Annotated in this window: 19 protein-coding genes; 14 read left to right on the forward strand and 5 right to left on the reverse strand. The window is 70.9% G+C overall.

Annotation, left to right across the window (positions count from 1 at the left end; translation table 11 throughout):
- The first annotated feature begins 89 nt into the window (after nucleotides 1–89).
- The 4 genes from pdhA (at nucleotide 90) to ACPC54_RS04460 (ending at nucleotide 5532) form a co-directional block, all read left to right on the forward strand.
- On the forward strand, nucleotides 90–1229 hold the full coding sequence (gene pdhA, locus ACPC54_RS04445; protein WP_498961063.1) for a pyruvate dehydrogenase (acetyl-transferring) E1 component subunit alpha: 1140 nt from the start codon (nucleotides 90–92) through the stop codon (nucleotides 1227–1229).
- Nucleotides 1229–2224: an alpha-ketoacid dehydrogenase subunit beta gene (locus ACPC54_RS04450; RefSeq protein WP_498961065.1), complete on the forward strand. Its 996-nt coding sequence runs from the start codon at nucleotides 1229–1231 to the stop codon at nucleotides 2222–2224. The genes pdhA and ACPC54_RS04450 overlap by 1 nt, the downstream gene beginning before the upstream one ends.
- Before the next feature lie 5 nt (nucleotides 2225–2229).
- On the forward strand, nucleotides 2230–3552 hold the full coding sequence (locus ACPC54_RS04455; protein WP_498961557.1) for a dihydrolipoamide acetyltransferase family protein: 1323 nt from the start codon (nucleotides 2230–2232) through the stop codon (nucleotides 3550–3552).
- 237 nt (nucleotides 3553–3789) lie between these two features.
- A complete protein-coding gene (locus ACPC54_RS04460; protein ID WP_498961067.1) occupies nucleotides 3790–5532 on the forward strand; it encodes a globin domain-containing protein in 1743 nt (580 codons plus the stop codon).
- A gap of 63 nt (nucleotides 5533–5595) precedes the next feature.
- Here ACPC54_RS04460 and ACPC54_RS04465 read toward each other — a convergent pair whose 3' ends face one another.
- Nucleotides 5596–6183, reverse strand: coding sequence for an NUDIX domain-containing protein (locus ACPC54_RS04465; protein WP_498961069.1), 588 nt, complete (start codon nucleotides 6181–6183; stop codon nucleotides 5596–5598).
- Nucleotides 6184–6460: 277 nt separating this feature from the next.
- Here ACPC54_RS04465 and ACPC54_RS04470 point away from each other — a divergent pair, with 277 nt between their 5' ends.
- Complete coding sequence (locus ACPC54_RS04470) at nucleotides 6461–6889, forward strand: SsgA family sporulation/cell division regulator (RefSeq protein ID WP_498961071.1); 429 nt, start codon at nucleotides 6461–6463, stop codon at nucleotides 6887–6889.
- 90 nt (nucleotides 6890–6979) lie between these two features.
- Here ACPC54_RS04470 and ACPC54_RS04475 read toward each other — a convergent pair whose 3' ends face one another.
- The gene (locus ACPC54_RS04475) at nucleotides 6980–7360 is read right to left on the reverse strand and encodes a phage holin family protein (protein ID WP_498961073.1); all 381 of its coding nucleotides are present in this window, start codon (nucleotides 7358–7360) and stop codon (nucleotides 6980–6982) included.
- Between the two features lie 115 nt (nucleotides 7361–7475).
- Between ACPC54_RS04475 and ACPC54_RS04480 the strand changes: the two genes are divergently transcribed.
- The 4 genes from ACPC54_RS04480 to thiC all read left to right on the forward strand — a co-directional run bounded on the left by ACPC54_RS04480 (nucleotide 7476) and on the right by thiC (nucleotide 10944).
- The gene (locus ACPC54_RS04480; RefSeq protein WP_498961075.1) at nucleotides 7476–7793 is read left to right on the forward strand and encodes a cupin domain-containing protein; all 318 of its coding nucleotides are present in this window, start codon (nucleotides 7476–7478) and stop codon (nucleotides 7791–7793) included.
- 26 nt (nucleotides 7794–7819) lie between these two features.
- Nucleotides 7820–8488 (forward strand): thiaminase II, encoded by a 669-nt coding sequence (gene tenA / locus ACPC54_RS04485; RefSeq protein ID WP_498961077.1) that lies wholly within the window; start codon nucleotides 7820–7822, stop codon nucleotides 8486–8488.
- 174 nt (nucleotides 8489–8662) lie between these two features.
- Nucleotides 8663–8863, forward strand: a complete 201-nt coding sequence (locus ACPC54_RS04490; protein WP_498961079.1) for a DUF5326 family protein — start codon at nucleotides 8663–8665, stop codon at nucleotides 8861–8863.
- 269 nt (nucleotides 8864–9132) lie between these two features.
- Nucleotides 9133–10944, forward strand: coding sequence for a phosphomethylpyrimidine synthase ThiC (thiC, locus tag ACPC54_RS04495; RefSeq protein WP_498961081.1), 1812 nt, complete (start codon nucleotides 9133–9135; stop codon nucleotides 10942–10944).
- A 65-nt stretch (nucleotides 10945–11009) separates the two neighbouring features.
- Here the strand turns inward: thiC and ACPC54_RS04500 are convergent, their stop codons facing one another.
- Together ACPC54_RS04500 and ACPC54_RS04505 are read right to left on the reverse strand one after the other, a co-directional pair.
- Nucleotides 11010–11312, reverse strand: coding sequence for a hypothetical protein (locus ACPC54_RS04500; protein WP_498961083.1), 303 nt, complete (start codon nucleotides 11310–11312; stop codon nucleotides 11010–11012).
- Nucleotides 11309–12490 (reverse strand): NsdA family TPR-like regulatory protein, encoded by a 1182-nt coding sequence (locus tag ACPC54_RS04505; RefSeq protein ID WP_498961085.1) that lies wholly within the window; start codon nucleotides 12488–12490, stop codon nucleotides 11309–11311. The genes ACPC54_RS04500 and ACPC54_RS04505 overlap by 4 nt, the downstream gene beginning before the upstream one ends.
- Before the next feature lie 213 nt (nucleotides 12491–12703).
- On the opposite strand from ACPC54_RS04505, the gene ACPC54_RS04510 reads away from it, so the two are divergent.
- The 5 genes from ACPC54_RS04510 (at nucleotide 12704) to ACPC54_RS04530 (ending at nucleotide 15707) form a co-directional block, all read left to right on the forward strand.
- Nucleotides 12704–13162, forward strand: a complete 459-nt coding sequence (locus ACPC54_RS04510) for an ATP-binding protein (RefSeq protein ID WP_498961087.1) — start codon at nucleotides 12704–12706, stop codon at nucleotides 13160–13162.
- Nucleotides 13159–13365, forward strand: a complete 207-nt coding sequence (locus ACPC54_RS04515) for a hypothetical protein (protein ID WP_498961089.1) — start codon at nucleotides 13159–13161, stop codon at nucleotides 13363–13365. Before ACPC54_RS04510 ends, ACPC54_RS04515 begins: the two co-directional genes overlap by 4 nt.
- Before the next feature lie 102 nt (nucleotides 13366–13467).
- Nucleotides 13468–14079: an AAA family ATPase gene (locus tag ACPC54_RS04520; protein ID WP_498961091.1), complete on the forward strand. Its 612-nt coding sequence runs from the start codon at nucleotides 13468–13470 to the stop codon at nucleotides 14077–14079.
- Nucleotides 14066–14599: a class IV adenylate cyclase gene (locus ACPC54_RS04525; RefSeq protein ID WP_498961093.1), complete on the forward strand. Its 534-nt coding sequence runs from the start codon at nucleotides 14066–14068 to the stop codon at nucleotides 14597–14599. The genes ACPC54_RS04520 and ACPC54_RS04525 overlap by 14 nt, the downstream gene beginning before the upstream one ends.
- 19 nt (nucleotides 14600–14618) lie before the next feature.
- Nucleotides 14619–15707, forward strand: coding sequence for a radical SAM protein (locus ACPC54_RS04530; protein WP_498961559.1), 1089 nt, complete (start codon nucleotides 14619–14621; stop codon nucleotides 15705–15707).
- 2255 nt (nucleotides 15708–17962) lie between these two features.
- Here the strand turns inward: ACPC54_RS04530 and ACPC54_RS04535 are convergent.
- On the reverse strand, nucleotides 17963–18376 hold the full coding sequence (locus ACPC54_RS04535; RefSeq protein ID WP_498961095.1) for a GntR family transcriptional regulator: 414 nt from the start codon (nucleotides 18374–18376) through the stop codon (nucleotides 17963–17965).
- Nucleotides 18377–18516 lie beyond the last annotated feature (140 nt).

The following is an 18516-nucleotide window of genomic DNA, read 5'->3' on the forward strand; positions in this document are numbered from 1 at the left end:
TGTCCACCACCTTGTCACGCTTCTGGTCAAGATGAACAGACGACCGAACAATCGGTAGGGAGCCCCCGCCACCCATGGAGGTGCCCGAGATGACCGTTCTCGACCACAGACACCAGACGGGCGTGCCCGGCTGGCTGCCCGGGGCGACCGCCCCGCGCACCGACCCGGCCCCCTTCCTCCCGGACGACTCCCCCGTCCGCGTGCTCGGCACCCCCGCGCTGGAGAAGCACGACCCGGCCCTGCTCCGCGAGCTGTACCGCCGCCTGGTGGTCGGCCGCCGCTACAACCAGCAGGCCACCACCCTGACCAAGCAGGGCCGCCTCGCCGTCTACCCGGCCTCCACCGGGCAGGAGGCCTGCCAGGTCGCCGCCGCGCTGGTGCTCGGTGAGCAGGACTGGCTGTTCCCCAGTTACCGCGACACCCTCGCGGTGGTCTCCCGGGGCGTCGACCCGCTGGAGGCGCTGACCCTGCTGCGCGGCAACGCCCACACCGGCTACGACCCGCGCGCCACCCGCACCGCCCCGCTCTGCACCCCGCTCGCCACCCAGGCCCCGCACGCGGTCGGCCTGGCGCACGCCGCCCGGCTGGGCGGCGACCAGGTGGTCGCGCTGGCCATGCTCGGCGACGGCGGCACCAGCGAGGGCGACTTCCACGAGGCGCTGAACTTCGCCGCCGTGCTGCGGGCCCCGGTGGTCTTCCTGGTGCAGAACAACGGCTACGCGATCTCCGTCCCGCTCACCGCGCAGTCCGCCGCACCCACCCTGGCGCACAAGGCGGTCGGCTACGGCATGCCGGGCCGGCTGGTGGACGGCAACGACGCGCCGGCCGTGCACTCCGTGCTCTCCGAGGCCGTCGAGCGGGCCCGCACCGGCGGCGGCCCCACCCTGGTCGAGGCGCTGACCTACCGGGTCGAGGCGCACACCAACGCCGACGACGCCACCCGCTACCGCACCGAGCCCGAGGTGGCCGCCTGGCAGGAGCACGACCCGATCCTGCAGATGGAGAAGGCGCTCCGCGGACTCGGCATCCTCGACGACGAGCTGGTGCAGCTCGCGGCGGACGAGGCGGAGGCGCTGGCGGCCCGGATGCGGGCCGAGTTCCACGCCGACCCGGAGCTCGACCCGATGGCGCTGTTCGCCCACGTCTACGCCGAGCCGACCCCCCAACTGCGCGAGCAGGCAGCCCAGTTGTCCGCCGAGCTGGCCGCCGAGGCCGAGGTGCAGCACTGATGTCCACAGCAGTCTCCTCCCGTACCGCCTCCATGGCGCAGGCGCTCAACTCCGCGCTCCGGGACGCCATGCGCGAGGACCCGGCGGTGCACGTGCTCGGCGAGGACGTCGGCGCGCTCGGCGGCGTCTTCCGGATCACCGACGGGCTGACCGCCGAGTTCGGCCCGGACCGCTGCCTGGACACCCCGCTCGCCGAGGCCGGCATCCTCGGCACCGCGATCGGCATGGCGATGTACGGGCTGCGCCCGGTCGTCGAGATGCAGTTCGACGCCTTCGCCTACCCGGCGCTGGAGCAGCTGTTCTCGCACGTCGCCAAGATGCGCAACCGGACGGCCGGAAAGCTCCCGCTGCCGATCACCGTCCGCGTCCCGTACGGCGGCGGCATCGGCGGCGTCGAGCACCACAGCGACGCCTCCGAGGCGTACTACACCAGCACCCCCGGCCTGCACGTGGTCACCCCCGGCACGGTCGCCGACGCGTACGGGCTGCTGCGCGCCTCGATCGCCTCCGACGACCCGGTGATCTTCCTGGAGCCCAAGCGGCTCTACTGGGGCAAGGCCGACTTCGACCCGGCGGCGCCGGTCGAGCCGATCGGCCGGGCCGTGCTGCGGCGCACCGGCACCTCGGCGGTGCTCATCACCTACGGGCCCTCGCTGCCGGTCTGCCTGGAGGCGGCCGAGGCGGCGAAGGCCGAGGGCTGGGACCTCGCGGTGCTGGACCTGCGCACTCTCGTCCCGTTCGACGACGAGACCGTCACCCGGGTGGTGCGCTCGCTCGGCCGGGCCGTGGTCGTGCACGAGGCCAGCGGCTTCGGCGGCACCGGCGCGGAGATCGCCGCCCGGGTCACCGAGCGCTGCTTCCACCACCTGGCCGCGCCCGTGCTGCGGGTCACCGGCTTCGACATCCCGTATCCGCCGCCGATGCTGGAGCACCACCACCTGCCCGGGGTGGACCGGATCCTGGACGCGGTCGCCCGGCTGCAGTGGGAGGACTGAGCATGATGCCCGTCGTGCGGGAGTTCCGACTGCCCGACCTCGGTGAGGGTCTCACCGGGGCCGAGGTGGTGCGCTGGATGGTCGAGGTCGGCGAGGTGATCGCGGTCGACCAGCCGGTGGTGGAGGTCGAGACGGCCAAGGCCGTGGTGGAGGTGCCCTGCCCGTACGGCGGGGTGGTGACCGCGCGCTACGGCGAGGTCGGCGAGGAGATCGCCGTGGGCGCGCCGCTGGTGACGGTCGCGGTGGCGTCGTCCGGCGGGGTCGCGCCCGAGGAGCCCGCCGAGCGGGCCGCTCAGCTGGCCGCGGAGGTGGAACGGCCGCTGGTCGGATACGGCGTCGCCGAGTCGAAGGGCGGGCGCCGGCGCCGGGTGGGGGCGGTCGCCGCTCCGGTCGGGGTCGCTGCCGCTGCCCCGGCTCCGGTCGCTCCCGTCGCGCCAGCTCCTGTCGTGCCGGCCGCTCCCGTGGTGCTGCCGGTGATCTCGCCGCTGGTGCGGAGGCTGGCCCGGGAACAGGGCATCGACCTGGCCGCGGTCGCGGGCAGCGGGCCGGACGGGCTGATCATGCGTGCGGACGTCGAACGGGCGGTCGCGGCGAAGGTGGCCGCGCCGGCGGCTTCCGGGTCAGTCGCCACCGCTCCGCAGGACGGCGTCGTCCCGCTGCGCGGGCTGCGCAAGGCGGTGGCCGAGAAGCTGAGCCGCAGCCACCGGGAGATCCCGGCCGCGACCTGCTGGGTGGACGCGGACGCCACCGAACTGATGGCGCTGCGGCGGCAGTTGAACGCCACGCCGGGCCCGAAGGTGAGCGTGCTGGCGCTGCTGGCGCGGATCTGCACGGTCGCGCTGGCGCGCTTCCCGGAGCTCAACTCCAGTGTGACGGAGGACGGTTCGGGCATCATCCGGCACTCGGTGGTGCACCTGGGCTTCGCCGCGCAGGGCGAGCGCGGGCTGGTCGTCCCGGTGGTGCGGGACGCGCACGCCCTCGGCACCGAGCAACTCGGCGCCGAACTGGGCCGGTTGACCGAGGCGGCGCGCGACGGCTCGCTGTCCCTGGCCGAACTGACCGGAGGCACCTTCACCCTGAACAACTACGGGGTGTTCGGTGTGGACGGCTCGACGCCGATCCTCAACCACCCGGAGGCGGCGATGCTCGGCGTCGGCCGGATCGTCGCCAAGCCCTGGGTGCACGAAGGGCAGTTGGCGGTGCGTGAGGTCACGCAGCTGTCGTTCACCTTCGACCACCGGGTCTGCGACGGCGGGACGGCGGGCGGCTTCCTGCGGTTCGTCGCGGACTGCGTGGAGCGGCCGGGGATGCTGCTGCGGCAGCTGTGACCGGGTCGCGGCCGTGACCGGGCTCGGGTTGCCCTGAGTGGACGGGGGGCCACTCAGGGCAACCGCGGATCGAGTGAGAGTAGCGCGTCCCCGGGCCGGGTGTCCGGGCTTCGCGCGATTTGTCGGATGAGTACTTCGGTCGTGCCACGCTGCCTAGGCGCCAGTAGGGATCCAGCCAGGTGGTGGCGCAGTGCGGCCGGAGGCGAAACGATTCTCTTGGGTACTCGAAACGTGGCGGTGAAGTCCCGCCGAACACTTCTGATCCGCACCGGGCACGGCTCGGCGGGGGTCACCGCCGTCCCGGGCCTGGCGGAGCTGCCGCCCGAGCCCGTGGCGGCCGAGGTGCCGGGCGCCCCGGCGGCGCAGCCGGTCCGACCGCCGATGCCGCTGGACCCGCCGGACCTGCCGCCGATGGCGGTGGCCGAGGGGCCGCAGACCGTCCACCCGGTGATCCCGGCCCGGCCGTCCCGGCCGCCGGCGGTGCCCGCGCCCGGCTACCCGGAGCACCCGGAGCCCGGCCGTCCCGGGCCCGGCCACCCGGAGCCGTTCGCGACGACCACCGGCACCGCGCCCGCCTTCCGGCCGCTGTTCGCCGACGCCCCCGGCCTCAACTGGGCCGGGCCGGGCGACAGTTGGAGCGAAGCCTGGGCACCCCGGCCGACCGTCGAGCCGCACCGGTCCGCGCTCCCGGCCGCGCTGCCGGCCGTCCTGTCGCTCGCACCGGAACCCGCGCCGGAACCCGCACCGGAACCCGCGCCGGAACCCGCACCGGAACCCGCGCCGCAGCACGCGATCCCGGCCGCGGCCCCGACCGCCCGGCCGGACGTCCCCGCCGCCGAACTCCCGCCCACACCCCGGGACATCGAGCTGATCCGGGCCAGCCTCGCCCTCGTCGAGCCCGTCGCCGACCGGGCCACCGCGCACTTCTACGCGCTGCTCTTCCTGCACCACCCCGAGGTCCGCTCGCTCTTCCCGGCCGCCATGGACGTCCAGCGCGACCGCCTGTTCCGCGCCCTGCTGGCCGCCGCCCGCGGCGCCGAGGACCCGGTGGCGCTGCGCGCCCGGCTGGGCGAGCTCGGCCGCGGCCACCGCCGCTACGGCACGCTGACCGGCCACTACGCGCCGGTCGGGGAGTGTCTCGTGCAGGCGCTGGCCCGGTACGCGGGCGCCCGCTGGGACTCCGAGACCGAGCTGGCCTGGCGCCGCGCCTACCGGCTGATCTCCACGATCATGATCGAGGCCGCCGAGGAGGCCGCCCGCACCTCGCCGCCCTGGTGGCAGGGCGAGGTCGTCCGGCACGAGCGCCGCACCCGGGACGTCGCGGTGGTCACCGTCCGCCCGGACCAGGCGTACCGGTACCGGGCCGGGCAGTACTGCAGCCTGGAGACGCCCTGGTGGCCGAGGGTCTGGCGGCACTACTCCTTCGCCACCGCGCCCCGCCCGGACGGGCTGCTGACCTTCCACGTCAAGGCCGTCCCGGCGGGCTGGGTGAGCAACGCGCTGGTGCACCGGGCCGCGCCCGGGGACGTCCTGCGGCTGGGCCCGGCGGCCGGCGCGATGACCGTCGACCACGCCCTCGGCGCCGGCCTGCTCTGCCTGGCCGGCGGCACCGGCATCGCCCCGATCCGCGCGCTGGTCGAGGAGGCCGCCGAGTACGGCGGGCGCGGCCGCAGCGTCGAGGTGTTCTACGGCGCCCGCCGCGCCGCCGAGCTGTACGAGCTGGACGGGCTGCGCGAGCTGGCCGCCCGCCACCCCTGGCTGGCGGTGCACCCGGTGCTGTCCGGCGGCGGGCCGGCCGAGGGCGCGCTGACCGGTGAACTGCCCGAGGTGGTCGGCCGGTTCGGCCCGTGGGCGGACCGGGAGGCGGTGCTCAGCGGGCCGCCGGCGATGGTCCGCCGGGGCGTCGGGGTGCTGCTGCGGGCGGGTGTGCCGGCCGAGCGGATCCGGCACGACCTGGTCGGCGAGCTGGCCGCCGGATGAGCGGCAGAGCCGGCCGGGCCCGGCCGCCGGGTCCGCACCGGGACGCGGCCCGGACCGCGAGCGTCAGCCCAGGTCGGGCGCGAGCAGCGCGCGGACGCCCTCGATGTTCGCCGCCAGGTACGCCCGCAGCCGGGGCGGGACGACGTTGACCGAGGTCACACCCTCGCGGGTGAACGGCAGCCGGACCACCTCGTACTCGCCGTTCGGCTCGTCCACCTCGGGCCCGTGCCGCCGGCTGAGGTCCATCGAGGCCAGCCGGCAGACGAAGAAGTGCTGCACCTTCACCCCGTGCGGGTGCAGCAGGGTGCCGTCGTCGTGGTGCGTGTGGCTGATGGTGTCGACGAAGGCGGGCACCACGTCGACCACCTTGCCGCCCAGCTCCTCCGCCACCTCGCGGTGGAGCGCGTCGACCACCGTGCGGTCGCCGGGCTCCACGCCGCCGCCGGGGGTGATCCAGTACGGGTGCGGCGAGCCCGGCCGGACGCGCCGGATCAGCACGATCGAGGCCGGGCCGTGCGGATCGTCCGGGTCCAGCTCCAGCAGGATCGCGCGGGCGGTGCGTTTGACCACCGGGCGCGGCGGCGCCGTGCGGCCGGGCGGGGCGGCCGGGGGTGCCTGGCGCGGCGGCGGAGTGCGGTCGTCGGGGCCCATGGCCACCTCCGGGGCGGGAGCGTTGTGCCGGAGTCTCCCGCGCGGGCGCGGGGTCGAAACGCCGACCCGGTCGGGTGCATCCGTTCGGGGCTCCGCTGTGCTGCAATGGGCAGCCATCGGGGGAAGGGGAGGTCTCCGCCCCAGGTCGCACCGCACGTCGCACCACAGGTCGTACCGAACGTCGAACCACAGGTCGTACCGCACGTCGCACCGCACGTCGCACCGCAGGTCCACCACGGCTCCGCCGTCGGAGAGCAGAGCGAGAGGGGCTGGCGCCATGCAGCACAGCACGACGGTCCAGGAGCACCAGGTGATGGGCCTCGTGCTCTCCCCCGAACTGTCCCTCGGCCTGGTGGTGGACCTGGAGTACGACCCGGGCGACCCGTACGCCGTCCGGTTCACCTTCCACCTGCCCGGCGAGCCGCCGGTCGTCTGGGTGTTCGCCCGCGAGCTGCTGCTGGACGGGCTCGGCCGGCCCGCCGGCGAGGGCGACGTGCGCATCGAGCCGGTCGGCGAGGACCGGGCGGAGGTGTACGTCACGCTGTGCTCCCCCGGTGGGGAGGCGCGGCTGCGGTCCGCCGCCGCACCGCTGGTCGCCTTCCTGGCGCGCACCGACCGGCTGGTGCCGATGGGGCGGGAGGCGGCCGGGCGGGAACTCGACGCCCGGCTCGCGGACATCCTCGGCGGCCCGGGCCACCCGGGGTGAGCGGCGGCCGGGCGCAGACGGAGGGGCCCGTACCCGGTGGACCACCCGGGCACGGGCCCCTCGCGCTCGCGCGCACGGCCGCCGGTCCCGTCAGTCGTCGTCCAGGGCCAGGTGCAGGCCCCAGGAGACCAGGCTGATGATCAGCGAGCCGATCAGCGCGGCCCCGAAGTCCTTGACGTGGAAGTCCAGTTCGAGCTTGGTGGACGCCCACGAGGTCAGCAGCAGCATCAGGGCGTTGATCACGAAGGTGATCAGCCCCAGCGTGAGGATGAACAGCGGGAACGAGAACAGCTTCACCACCGGCTTGATCAGCCAGTTGATGACGCCGAACACCACGGCGACGCCGAGCACCGTGAGCGCCTTGTGCTGCCAGTCGGCCTTGCCCTGGGCGAGTTGGATACCGCTGACGATCCAGGCGGCGACCCAGATGGCCGCCGCGTTGATCAGTGTCTTGATGACGAAACCCTTCATACCGCCCAAGACTGGCAGGCGCCCCGGCCACAGGGAAGCTCCCGGCGGACGAGTTGGTGTTGAATGCCCCTGATCCGGAAGGTGGACGGACGGATCCGAACGGAGGGGTGCGGCGGTGAAGCTGTTCCGGCTGGACGAACTGGACGCCGAACGATCGGCCAACGACGGGGCCTACCTGAGGTTCCTGCGCGAGCCGCGGATGTCCGCCGGGCTGTACGCGCTCTCTCCCGGTGACACCGACACCCAGACCGCCCACCAGCAGGACGAGATCTACCAGGTGATCAGCGGCCGGGCCGAGCTGACCGTCGGCGCCGAGACCGCGCCGGTCGGGCGCGGCACCGTCGTGTACGTCCCGGCCGGCACCCCGCACCGCTTCCACCACATCACCGAGGAACTGCGGGTGCTGGTGGTCTTCTCGCCGCCGGAGGACTGATCGCGGCTCCGGTTAAGGTCGTTCGTATGACCGACAGCCTGACCGAGGAACTCTGGGCGGCCATCGAGCCGGTCTACGCCGAGATCCTCGCCCACCCCTTCCTCGGCGGCCTCACCGACGGCACCCTGCCCCGCGCGGCGTTCCGCCACTTCGTCGTCCAGGACTCGCACTACCTGCGCGACTACGCCCGCGCGCTCGCCGTCTGCGCCGCCAAGGCGCCCGGCGAGGAGGACGTCCGGGCCTTCGCCGACGACGCGGTCGGCGCGCTCGCCGCCGAACAGGGCATGCACGCCGCGTTCCTGTCCGCCTTCGGCGACAGCGCCGAACAGGCCGCCGCCGAGCCGGTGCTGCCCACCACCCGGGCCTACACCAGCTACCTGCTCGCCACCGTGTACGGCGGCTCCTTCGCCGAGGCGCTCGGCGCCGTGCTGCCCTGCTACTGGATCTACGCCCGGGTCGGCGAGGCGCTGCTCGCCCAGGGCTCGCCCGACCCGCTCTACGCCCAGTGGATCGCGACCTACGGCGACGAGGCCTTCCAGTCCGTGGTGCGGCGGGTGCTGGCGCTCACCGACCGGCTCGGCGAGGAGCTCTCCCCGGCCGAACGCCGCAGGGTGGTCGAGCACTTCACCACCACCTCGCGCTACGAGTGGATGTTCTGGGACGCGGCCTGGCGCGGTGAGAGCTGGCCGGTCTGACCTGCGGCGGCGGCGTTCTCGGGGGTTTCCCCGGGGGCCGGGCTCGGGGTGATCTCGGGGTTCTCTCCGGGCCGTTGGGCCTCGTTCCGGCGCACCCGCCACCGTACGATCGAAGTACCGAAAGCGAGCGGGATGCGGCACCGAAGCCGGCCCGAGGGGAGAAGAGGAACCGACATGGCTGAGCTCTGGAAGTCGCTGCCCTCCTGGGTGCGCAACATCGTCATCCCGGTGCTGGTCCTGGTGCTGGTCTGGAACATCGTGGGCTTCGTCTTCGGTGTCGTCGGTGCCCTGCTGAGCATCGTCATCAAGCTGCTGGTGGTGGTCGGCATCGCCGCCGCCGTGGTGATCCTGGTGAAGAAGGCGGCCAGGAGCTGAGCCGCCCGCCCAGCACGCGCCGTCGAGGCCCGGCACCCCCGTCGCGGGGTGGCCGGGCCTCGGGCGTTTCCCCGCGGTGCCGTCTGGACCTGCGCCGATCCGCTCGCTACCGTGTGGGGCGTCATGCGCAGGCAACACCGCCTGCGGACGCGGGAGCTCGGAGCACCGGGCTGAGAGGGCGCTGACCGGAGCCGTCGACGGACGGACCGCAGGCTGCGTCGACCGCAGGAACCTGACCGGGTAATGCCGGCGTAGGGAGTAGAGGTCAGATGACCACGTTCGACGCACAGCCGCAGTCTGCCCAGGGCACCCCCAGCAGCGAGCGCACCGGCTACCCCACCCCGGCCTGGCGCAAGGCCTACCGCGAGGGCTCCCGCCCCGACCTGCGGGTCCCGTACCGCGAGGTGCAGCTCACCAACGGGAAGACCGTCCCGCTGTACGACACCTCCGGCCCGTACACGGACGCGGCGTACGAGCCCGATGTCCGGCGCGGCCTGCCCGCCCTGCGCGACGCCTGGATCCGTCAGCGCGGCGACGTCGAGGAGTACGACGGCCGCGAGGCGCGCCCCGAGGACGACGGGATCAAGCACACCTCGCCGCGCGGCGGCAACCTGCGCAACCTCGACGCGGTCTTCCCCGGCCGCCCGCGCCGCCCGCTGCGCGGCCGCGGCGGCGCCGCCGTCACCCAGCTCGCGTACGCCAAGCAGGGCGTGGTGACGCCCGAGATGGAGTTCGTGGCGCTCCGGGAGGGCCTCGCGCCCGAGTTCGTGCGCGACGAGGTGGCCCGCGGCCGGGCCGTCATCCCGGTGAACGTGAACCACCCCGAGGTGGAGCCGGCCATCATCGGCACCAACTTCCTGGTGAAGATCAACGCCAACATCGGCAACTCCGCCGTCACCTCCTCGATCGAGGAGGAGGTGGAGAAGATGACCTGGGCCACCCGCTGGGGTGCCGACACCGTCATGGACCTCTCCACCGGCCGCAACATCCACACCACGCGTGAGTGGATCCTGCGCAACTCCCCCGTGCCGATCGGCACCGTGCCGCTCTACCAGGCCCTGGAGAAGGTCGACGGCAAGGCCGAGGAGCTGAGCTGGGAGGTCTACCGGGACACCATCATCGAGCAGTGCGAGCAGGGCGTCGACTACATGACCGTCCACGCCGGCGTGCTGCTGCGGTACGTCCCGCTCACCGCGCGCCGCAAGACCGGCATCGTCTCCCGCGGCGGCTCCATCATGGCCGCCTGGTGCCTGGCGCACCACAAGGAGAACTTCCTCTACACCAACTTCGAGGAACTCTGCGACATCCTGGCCGCCTACGACGTCACCTTCTCGCTCGGTGACGGCCTGCGCCCCGGCTCGATCGCGGACGCCAACGACGAGGCGCAGTTCGCCGAGCTGCAGACCCTCGGCGAGCTGGGCCGGATCGCCCGCGAGCGCGACGTCCAGGTGATGATCGAAGGCCCGGGCCACGTCCCGATGAACAAGATCAAGGAGAACATGGATCTCCAGAAGGAGATCTGCGACGAGGCGCCGTTCTACACCCTCGGCCCCCTCACCACCGACGTCGCCCCCGGCTACGACCACATCACCTCCGGCATCGGCGCCGCGATGATCGCCTGGTGGGGCACCGCGATGCTCTGCTACGTCACGCCCAAGGAGCACCTGGGCCTGCCCAACCGGGACGACGTCAAGACCGGCGTGATCACCTACAAGATCGCCGCCCACGCCGCCGACCTGGCCAAGGGCCACCCCGGCGCCCAGGAGTGGGACGACGCGCTCTCCGACGCCCGCTTCGAGTTCCGCTGGGAGGACCAGTTCAACCTGGCCCTCGACCCGGAGACCGCGCGCGACTTCCACGACGAGACGCTCCCCGCCGAACCCGCCAAGACGGCCCACTTCTGCTCGATGTGCGGCCCGAAGTTCTGCTCGATGAAGATTAGTAAAAGCATCACAGAGCTGTACGGCGACAAGGCTGTCGTGACCAGCGACGTTGACGCTGAGGCGCTGGAAGGCATGAAGGTCAAGTCCGAGGAGTTCAAGGCCCAGGGCAACCGGGTCTACCTCCCGCTGGCCGACTGACGCCGCAACCGCAAGGGCGGCCGTACCGGGTGACTGATCTTCCCGGTACGGCCGCCCTTGTGCTGTCAGGCGTCCCAGGCGCTCACGATCGGCTCCGGCCACTCCGGGGCCGTCGCCGCGAGATCCGCCGGCAGCAGTGCGAGCAGGAGGGACCGGCTGTCGGCTACGGCCTTCAACGCGGCCTCCTGGGCCTCGTCCTTGGTGTCGAACATGCCCTCGCCCACGGTCTCGTTGTGGGGCGGCTCGCCGATCTCGCCGACCCACTGTGACGCGCCCGGCCACACCCGGACGTGCGTTAGCCGGGAAGGCTCCGGCAGCCCTGTGATGCCACGGGCGGCGGCTTCCTTGATCACGTCTTCGATGGTCATGCTTGGGCTCTCCTCATCTCTGCCAGTGCGGCATCCAGTCGTGCGGAGCGGACCACGGTGGAAAGGTCGGTGGCGGTGTGGGCGTAGTGCTCGGCCTCTTCCCGAGCGCCCTGGCGGTAGAGCACTGTCGCCAGTTGAGCGGTGTCGATCGCCTTGGAACGGGCCCGGTTGGACGTCTGGGAGTCGACAGCTCGGCGGAGTCGGGCCACGAGGTCGGAGGTCGGTCTTCCCTTGACCGTGGCGAGCAGGTACAGCGCGTGCCCGGTCTCCCCGTGCAGCTTGTGCGGGGTGAAGTACCACATCCAGCGCGGTTCGCTGTGGAGATCGGTAACGCGGCTGTAGATCGACTCGGCAAGGCTGATCTGCCGCATCACCTCGGACTCGTCGCCCTGGATGGCGTACGCCTGGGCCTTCACCGCTGCGATCATCGCAAGCGCGGACAAGGGCACGTTCCCCATCGCCATGTCGGCCAGCGCGACGGCATCTGTCGGCTTGCGCTCGGCGATCTCCTGGCGGGCAAGGCCGGTTGCGACGTGGCACAGGAGTCCGTCATCGCCGGCCTCCTGGGCGGCCTTGATGCCGAGCCCGAATGTGCTTCGTGCCGGTGCGCTCTGGCCCGCGTCGAACGCTGACCACGCGGCAAGGTCGGCGAGGTTGGCGATCTGGCCGCACAGCCGGTCTCGGACACGTGGCCCCATCGACGACTTGGTGAGGTCGACGGTGCTTCGCAGTTCTCCGAAGGCAAGGTGGCGGGTGGCGAGTCCTCCGCTTCGCCGGTCCCACTCCTCAAGAGCGAAGGTTCGCTCGGCGATGTCGTCAATGTCCTTCATCCCCACCGACGATGGGGAAGGCATCACGTCGGGCAGGATCGAGGCCAGGGAGACGGCCAAGAAGTCGCGGCGCTTCGACTCACTCACCTCCTCGCGGTCCCGCCGGGTCCTCTTCGGGAACAGTCCCAGCTCTGCGTTCGTGGCCACGCCGAAGACACCACGCAAGGCGTCGCGAACTTCGGTGTCGGGCCAGCTGATCACGCCACGTTCTAATCGGCTGATCACATTGGCGTCAATCACCGACTCCCGGCCTGTCGCGGCCTTGATCCGGGCGTTCACCCGTTTTGCTACGTCGCCTTGGGTCCACTCTCGCCCGAGACGAAGCCTTCGTAGCTCGTCGTTGGTCATCTGAGGCCCGTCTCTGCGGTGCCGCTGTTGGGGGCCAGACAGCCTAGTGAACTGCCTAGCGTCTGCCTACAGGATCGCCCTGTCTCTACCCGAACCGCAGGCGTTTGATGGTTCTCAGTCGCCCGGGGTGATGGGCCGGTCACGCCGGTGCTGTCGGGAAGGCCCCCGGGCGACGTCCCCCAAGCTGACCTGCCATCACAGACCGGAGGTCGCATGTCCGTCAGCGTCAGCACAACGGCAGCCGACTCCGCCGACACCGTGCTCATCGAGATTCCGATCGTGCGGCCTGACGACCTCGGGTGCCTGCTGGAACTGCCGTGCCGCCCCGAATCGGCAAGGCCCGCTCGCCGGTTGGTGGCTGCCGCTCTGACGGCCTGGTCCGCTGAGGAACTGGGCGACGTGGCCGAGCTGCTGGTGACTGAGCTGGTTGCCAACGCGGCCCGGCACACGGGCTGCACGCGGCTCTCCGTCTCGGTGAACCGGCATGCGGCGTCGGTGTGGGTGGGTGTTCGTGACTCCTCCTCCGAACTGCCGTGCCGCATGGAGCCGAAGTCCGAGGCTGAGTCCGGGTACGGCCTTGGCCTGGTGGAATCCCTCTCCTCCCGCTGGGGCGTGGCCTGGGCTCCGCGCGGCAAATGGGTCTGGTTTGAGTTGCGGACGGTGAAGTCGTGACCGACGAACAGAACTTGACCACCGGCCGCCACCGCGGCGAACACCGTGACCCGGTCGGAGCGGTGCTGACCGGCATCTGGGCGCTGGGCCACGTGGTCACCGTGTTTCTCCTCGGCACCGCCGTGTCGCACCAGCTGGACTCTGAGCACTCCAGCCCGATGCAGATGGCGCACTCCGTACCGGACCGCGAACCGCCGGCCTGAGCGCGGATCTGCCACAAGACTCCCGTCCCGGCCAGGCACCCCCGGTGGCCGGGACGGGTTCCACACCGCACCACCCAGAACCGACCGAGGAATGGAGTTCGTATGGACGTGACCCGTGGGTCCTTCGTCACCCTCGACGGTCTCAGCGCCAGTGGGAAGACCACCGTCGCGCCGTTGGTCGCAACCCTTCTCGGTGGCGTCCACCTCACGGACGACGCCTTGCCGACGTTTCCCCGCATGCGCGCGGAGGTGGACGCCACCGGCAACCTGCCGGCCCGGTTCCACTGGTGGATGATGGCGAACCACCTCAAGTCGGAGACGGCCCGGACGCTCACGGAGAGCGGCCGGACGGTGGTGGTCGAGTCCTACTTCCCGCGCACCGTCGCCACGCACCGGGCCATGGGGCACGACTGCGCCCCGGAGTACCCGGGCGGGGCCCTGGTCCCGAACGTGGCAATCCTCCTGGAGGTGGACGAGCGAGTTCGCCAGGACCGCCTTCGTCGGCGGGCCGAGCGCGGGACGCTCAGCTACTGGCACCAGCGGGAAGAGCCGAACATCGCCGAGAGCACCCGCGTGTACCGGGCGCTCGGCCTCGTCCGCGTGGACGGCACCGACCGCACGCCGGAGCAGGTGGCCGACGCGATCGTCGATATCGTGCGCTCGCACATCCCGAAACCTCGCATCGAAAGGGCAACGTCCCATGACCGCAACTGAGTTCGAAGCGAAGATCCTCAACGTCGAGCCGGAGAAGATCCGCGCACTCCTGGTGGAGGCCGGGGCCGAGCACGTGATCGACCGCTTCCAGCGTCGCTACGTCTACGACATCCCCGGCCTGCCCGGGGCGTGGGTCCGCCTGCGTGACACCGGCACCGACGTCACGCTGTGCGTCAAGGAGATCCACTCCGACGCGATCGACGGCGTGTCCGAGACGGAGACGAGCGTCGGCGACTTCGACGCCACGAACACGCTCCTCGGCAAGCTCGGGTACCAGCCGAAGGCGTACCAGGAGAACCGCCGGTCCTCCTGGACGCTGAGGGGCGCGGCCATCGAGATCGACGAGTGGCCGCTGATCCCCCCGTACCTGGAGATCGAGGGGGACAGCGCGGATCACGTCCACGCGACGGCGCTCGCGCTCGGGCTTCCCCTGGCCGAGCTGACGAGCGAGAACACGACCAAGGTCTACCGCCGGTACGGGATCGACATCGAGGCGATCCCCCGGCTCACGTTCGAGTGACAGGAGGCAAGCCTTGTCAGTGACCCAACGCACGGCGGTCCGGGTTGTCCGTGACAGGACCATCCGCGTCAAGGTGATCGACGACTGCGGGTTGGCCTGCACGTTCTGCCACAACGAGGGAACGCCGGTCACCGCCGACAACAAGGGCCGCGCTCTGCTGCCCTTCGTCGCGGGACCGGGCAAGACCGGCCGCGTGTCGATCTACAGCGAGACGAACGGCGTCAGCTTCCTCTCGGCGAAGATGGCCCCGGACATGTCCTTCCGGCGGGCGGTGCGGACCGTCGCGAGGGCGTTCAACGCCAGCGAGGTTCACCTCACGGGAGGGGAGCCCACCCTTCACACGGAGGTGTCCTCGCTGGTCTCGGCGCTCACCGGCATGGGGCTGAGCGTCGGGATGACCAGCAACGGGGAGCGCGGCCGACAGGTGATGCCGGAGTGCTCGGTGGCCGGCCTCAACCGGGTCAACGTCTCCGTCTTCGGCACCACCGCCGAAGAGCTCCAGGCCGTACAGTCCGAGCGCTTCAAGTCGGCGGGGCTGGCCGAGACGAAGATCCGTGCTGCGGAGCAGACCATCCGGGCTGCCGTGTCCAACGGGGTGAAGGTCTCCGTGAACATCGTCGTTCCCGGGATGGCCCACGTGGATCGGGTCGTCAACCTGGTCGAGTCGTACGGCCAGTTCGCGGACGTGCGGATGCTCACCAGCATCCAGGACGGAGCGGAGTCGATCGCGGCGATCTCCGAAGTGCTGACCCGGGTCGGTGCGGAACCGGTGCTCCGGACGTTCACCGCCGGCACCTCCGACGAACGGACCCTCTACCGGGCACTCGGTAGCCGGGCCGTCTACGTCAAGCGGCTGCTGCCGGTGCGGCTCCCGGAAACCTGCGCGTCGTGCCGGTTCAACAACGACACGGACTGCGAAGAGGGCTACTACGGCGTCCGGCTGTACCTCACCGACCAGGGGGAGTACATGGTCGGCGTCTGCATCCAGCGGATGGACCTCTGCGTCCCCGTGGCCGAGCTGTCGAAGAGCGGGATCGTGGAAGAGGTGCAAGCCTTCAAGGATGCCGAAGTCCGGCGGCTGACCAGCCAGTACGGTGCCGCCGCGTGATCGACAGCACGCCCTGACAACTCCATGAGCGCCGGACCACCCATGACCTTGGCGGGGAGGGTGGTCCGGCGGCGAGCTGACCTCGCTGACCAGCCCTGGTGCCGCATGGTACTGGGGCCAGCGGCATGTTCAGAGCGATTTTCTGACGGAGGGTCAGCATGATGGACGTGGCATGGGCGGATCTCGGCTGGGGCAGGCGGGGCGCCACTCCGGTCGGGCCCCCCGATAGCTGCCGAGTTGTAGGGGCGGGCGGGTTCGGTCAAGCCCGCATGTACGGGCCTGTGCCTGGCGACGGTGGCGAGCGGTGCGGGCTTGACGGGTTCCGAGCGCCCCGGAGAATCGGGCGGCGGGGGGCCCGAACGAACGGCGGGCAACCATCGGCTGTGACCTGGCCACGCCGGGCCGGACAGCCTGTCCGGGGTCCATCCTGCCCAGCCGACCGCCACCCGTTCCTTGCGCCGCCAGCGGGGCCGTCCATAGCGGGGCGGAGACAGGAGCGGCGGGCGGCAACGCGGCGGCGCGCGGCCCGCCTCTGGCGGGCCGCTCTTGATCCAGTAATGAAACTTTGAACACGCTCCCCCTGCCCCCTTCGTCTCCCTGCTTCTGGCCGCTCTCTGCTGGCCGTACGACTTCCTGCCTACTGCTGCCCTGATCAACCATGGGCGCCAGGAAATCCGCGGTGCCCATCTCCGCTCACCCTCCGCACGCCTCGACCCTGGCGCGCTCGCGCGAGCGTGGTCCGCTCCCTCCCCACCCCTCGGCCTCGCGCTGCGTCGACCTTGCCCGGCCGACTGCGGCACCGATTGCGCCCCGGGCACACCGCCGGACCGTGGCCGTCCTGGTGCTGCTCGCGGCCCCCTACCACAAGATCGGCTCCCTACAGCGAGCCCTCCGAGCGCGAAGGTTGGTGCGCGGGCCAGAAAGGTCCGGCTGCCGTGTCACACCGAGGGCCATACCGACACCTGTATGAGATGACCGGTTCTCCGGGGCTGGGCGCTCTACCACAAGGTCGGGGAAACGCGTTTCTCCGTCACGGCGGGAGGGTGGTGCGCACGGCCCGGAAAAAAGTTCGGCCGCCGTGTCACACCGACGCCGTTTTCGCGGCCTCTATGCGTGCGACCTGGCACCAGTAGGACGAGCAGAAGGGACAAACAAGACATGTCGGATATGGCTGCGGAGTCGGTGAAAGTTATCCACAGAGGGCGCGTGAGTGGATGTTCCCGGGGAGAGCGGGGCGGCTTCTATCAGAAATCGGCGGTCGGACCCAATCGCGGAAAGGCGGCATCGTGTCTCGCGTGCGGCCTGCCGGAGCGATCCGGGCGCCCATGTGGCGCATGTCACCGCGCGCTTTACCGGGGCTGTCAGAACTGGGAGGTATCTATGCGAACCGACGTCGGGGCGAGGTCGGAATACCAGCCCTCATATCTCCCGCGCAAGGACTTGCCCGGTCGCCATGGTGGATGTGCACCCGAACGCTTCGGGGTCGACATGACGACTGACTACCGGAAGGAACTTCCAGCTATGCGATGTGATGTGCGTCACGGATGCGGGTCGATCTTTCCGCTCGTCGCCTCTGGTTACCGGTCGAAGCTTCTCGCTGCTTCTCAACCAGGAAAAAACTTCCAGGAACTCCCGGGATTCCCGGTTCGACTTGTCGGCGAACCTGCGGTTTGCTTCGTGGCAAGTTCCCGGGATGCGGGATCTGGAGAAACGTTTCCTCGTCCTGCGGGATCTGTCGGCCTTGGAGGGTGCGCGGGGATGCCGGCCGCTGTAGAGGTGGCTGGTGTGAACCTTGATGGCCGCTGGCCTGCGGAGTCGTCTCACCTTGATGGGCCACCAAGCGAAACCTTGATGGCCGCTCACACCTTGATGGCCAACCTTGGCGAGCGGCGTTACCAAACCGTTACGGCGCGGGGCCCGTTCACCAAGGAATCCATCAAGGTTCGCGGTGTTGAGTGCGGGAACTCACCGGCCCGGTGCGTGAACTCACCGGCCTGCGGGGCTGTTCTCACCGGCTGTGCGGGGTCGGCTGAGAACTCACCGTTTTTCTCACCGGTGCTCGATGCGCAACTGTTATGCGCGGTCGGGGTGCGCGGTGAGAAAACCGGTGAGTTCTGCCGGGTTGAGTGGGGCCATCAAAAGCGAACGACGTGCGGGGGAAAGGAATCTGATGAACAGCGAAATCGGGAGGCTGCTCGAAACGCTGGCGCGGGTCGGCGGTCAGCTTGCCGACCTGAACGAGGAGATGGCCCAGCTCAACGAGCGTTTTGCTCGTATCGCGCAAGCTGCTGACGGAACTGCTCCTGCTGTTCCTGGAGCTGCTTCAACTGGACTTCGAACCCGGTGACGAGATCCATGATCTTGGCGAGGTCGGCGGCGGACACCTCGACGGTTCCGCCGGCCACCTCGGCCTGCTCGGCGGCGGGCTCCGGCTCGGGCATGGCGCGTACGAAGGTGCCGACGCCCTGCACGGCGTAGACGAGTCCTTCTTCGCGTAGGACCCGCACCGCGCTGCGGGCGGTCATGTTGGCGATGCCGAACCGCTTCTCGATCTCCGAGAGGGCGGGCAGCTTGTCGCCGGCCTTCAACCGCCCCTCGGCAATGTCGTGGCGCATGGCGTCGGCCGCCTTCTGGTACGGCGCCCGCTCCTCGTCGTTTCTGCGGCTCATGCCCCCAAGGGTAGACCCCGCTAGCACACCCAAGCCCTGTCGCATCCGAAATTTCCCTTCGATCGGCACTTCCAAAGGGCCACACTGCTAACTCTGCTTGACAGTGACAGTCCTACTAGTGCTACAAATGACCTAGCACC

Source organism: Kitasatospora sp. NPDC094028 (assembly GCF_049543595.1).
Lineage (GTDB): Bacteria > Actinomycetota > Actinomycetes > Streptomycetales > Streptomycetaceae > Kitasatospora.

Excerpts from the sequence above, each read along its gene's own strand:
- ACPC54_RS04470 (WP_498961071.1), top strand. The coding sequence starts at position 6,461 with ATGCAGCACAGCACGACGGTCCAGGAGCACCAGGTGATGGGCCTCGTG.
- ACPC54_RS04490 (WP_498961079.1), top strand. The coding sequence starts at position 8,663 with ATGGCTGAGCTCTGGAAGTCGCTGCCCTCCTGGGTGCGCAACATCGTC.
- ACPC54_RS04455 (WP_498961557.1), top strand. The coding sequence starts at position 2,230 with ATGCCCGTCGTGCGGGAGTTCCGACTGCCCGACCTCGGTGAGGGTCTC.
- pdhA (WP_498961063.1), top strand. The coding sequence starts at position 90 with ATGACCGTTCTCGACCACAGACACCAGACGGGCGTGCCCGGCTGGCTG.
- ACPC54_RS04525 (WP_498961093.1), top strand. The coding sequence starts at position 14,066 with ATGACCGCAACTGAGTTCGAAGCGAAGATCCTCAACGTCGAGCCGGAG.
- ACPC54_RS04505 (WP_498961085.1), bottom strand. The coding sequence starts at position 12,490 with ATGACCAACGACGAGCTACGAAGGCTTCGTCTCGGGCGAGAGTGGACC.
- ACPC54_RS04520 (WP_498961091.1), top strand. The coding sequence starts at position 13,468 with ATGGACGTGACCCGTGGGTCCTTCGTCACCCTCGACGGTCTCAGCGCC.
- ACPC54_RS04450 (WP_498961065.1), top strand. The coding sequence starts at position 1,229 with ATGTCCACAGCAGTCTCCTCCCGTACCGCCTCCATGGCGCAGGCGCTC.
- ACPC54_RS04535 (WP_498961095.1), bottom strand. The coding sequence starts at position 18,376 with ATGAGCCGCAGAAACGACGAGGAGCGGGCGCCGTACCAGAAGGCGGCC.
- ACPC54_RS04510 (WP_498961087.1), top strand. The coding sequence starts at position 12,704 with ATGTCCGTCAGCGTCAGCACAACGGCAGCCGACTCCGCCGACACCGTG.
- tenA (WP_498961077.1), top strand. The coding sequence starts at position 7,820 with ATGACCGACAGCCTGACCGAGGAACTCTGGGCGGCCATCGAGCCGGTC.
- thiC (WP_498961081.1), top strand. The coding sequence starts at position 9,133 with ATGACCACGTTCGACGCACAGCCGCAGTCTGCCCAGGGCACCCCCAGC.
- ACPC54_RS04465 (WP_498961069.1), bottom strand. The coding sequence starts at position 6,183 with ATGGGCCCCGACGACCGCACTCCGCCGCCGCGCCAGGCACCCCCGGCC.
- ACPC54_RS04500 (WP_498961083.1), bottom strand. The coding sequence starts at position 11,312 with ATGACCATCGAAGACGTGATCAAGGAAGCCGCCGCCCGTGGCATCACA.
- ACPC54_RS04475 (WP_498961073.1), bottom strand. The coding sequence starts at position 7,360 with ATGAAGGGTTTCGTCATCAAGACACTGATCAACGCGGCGGCCATCTGG.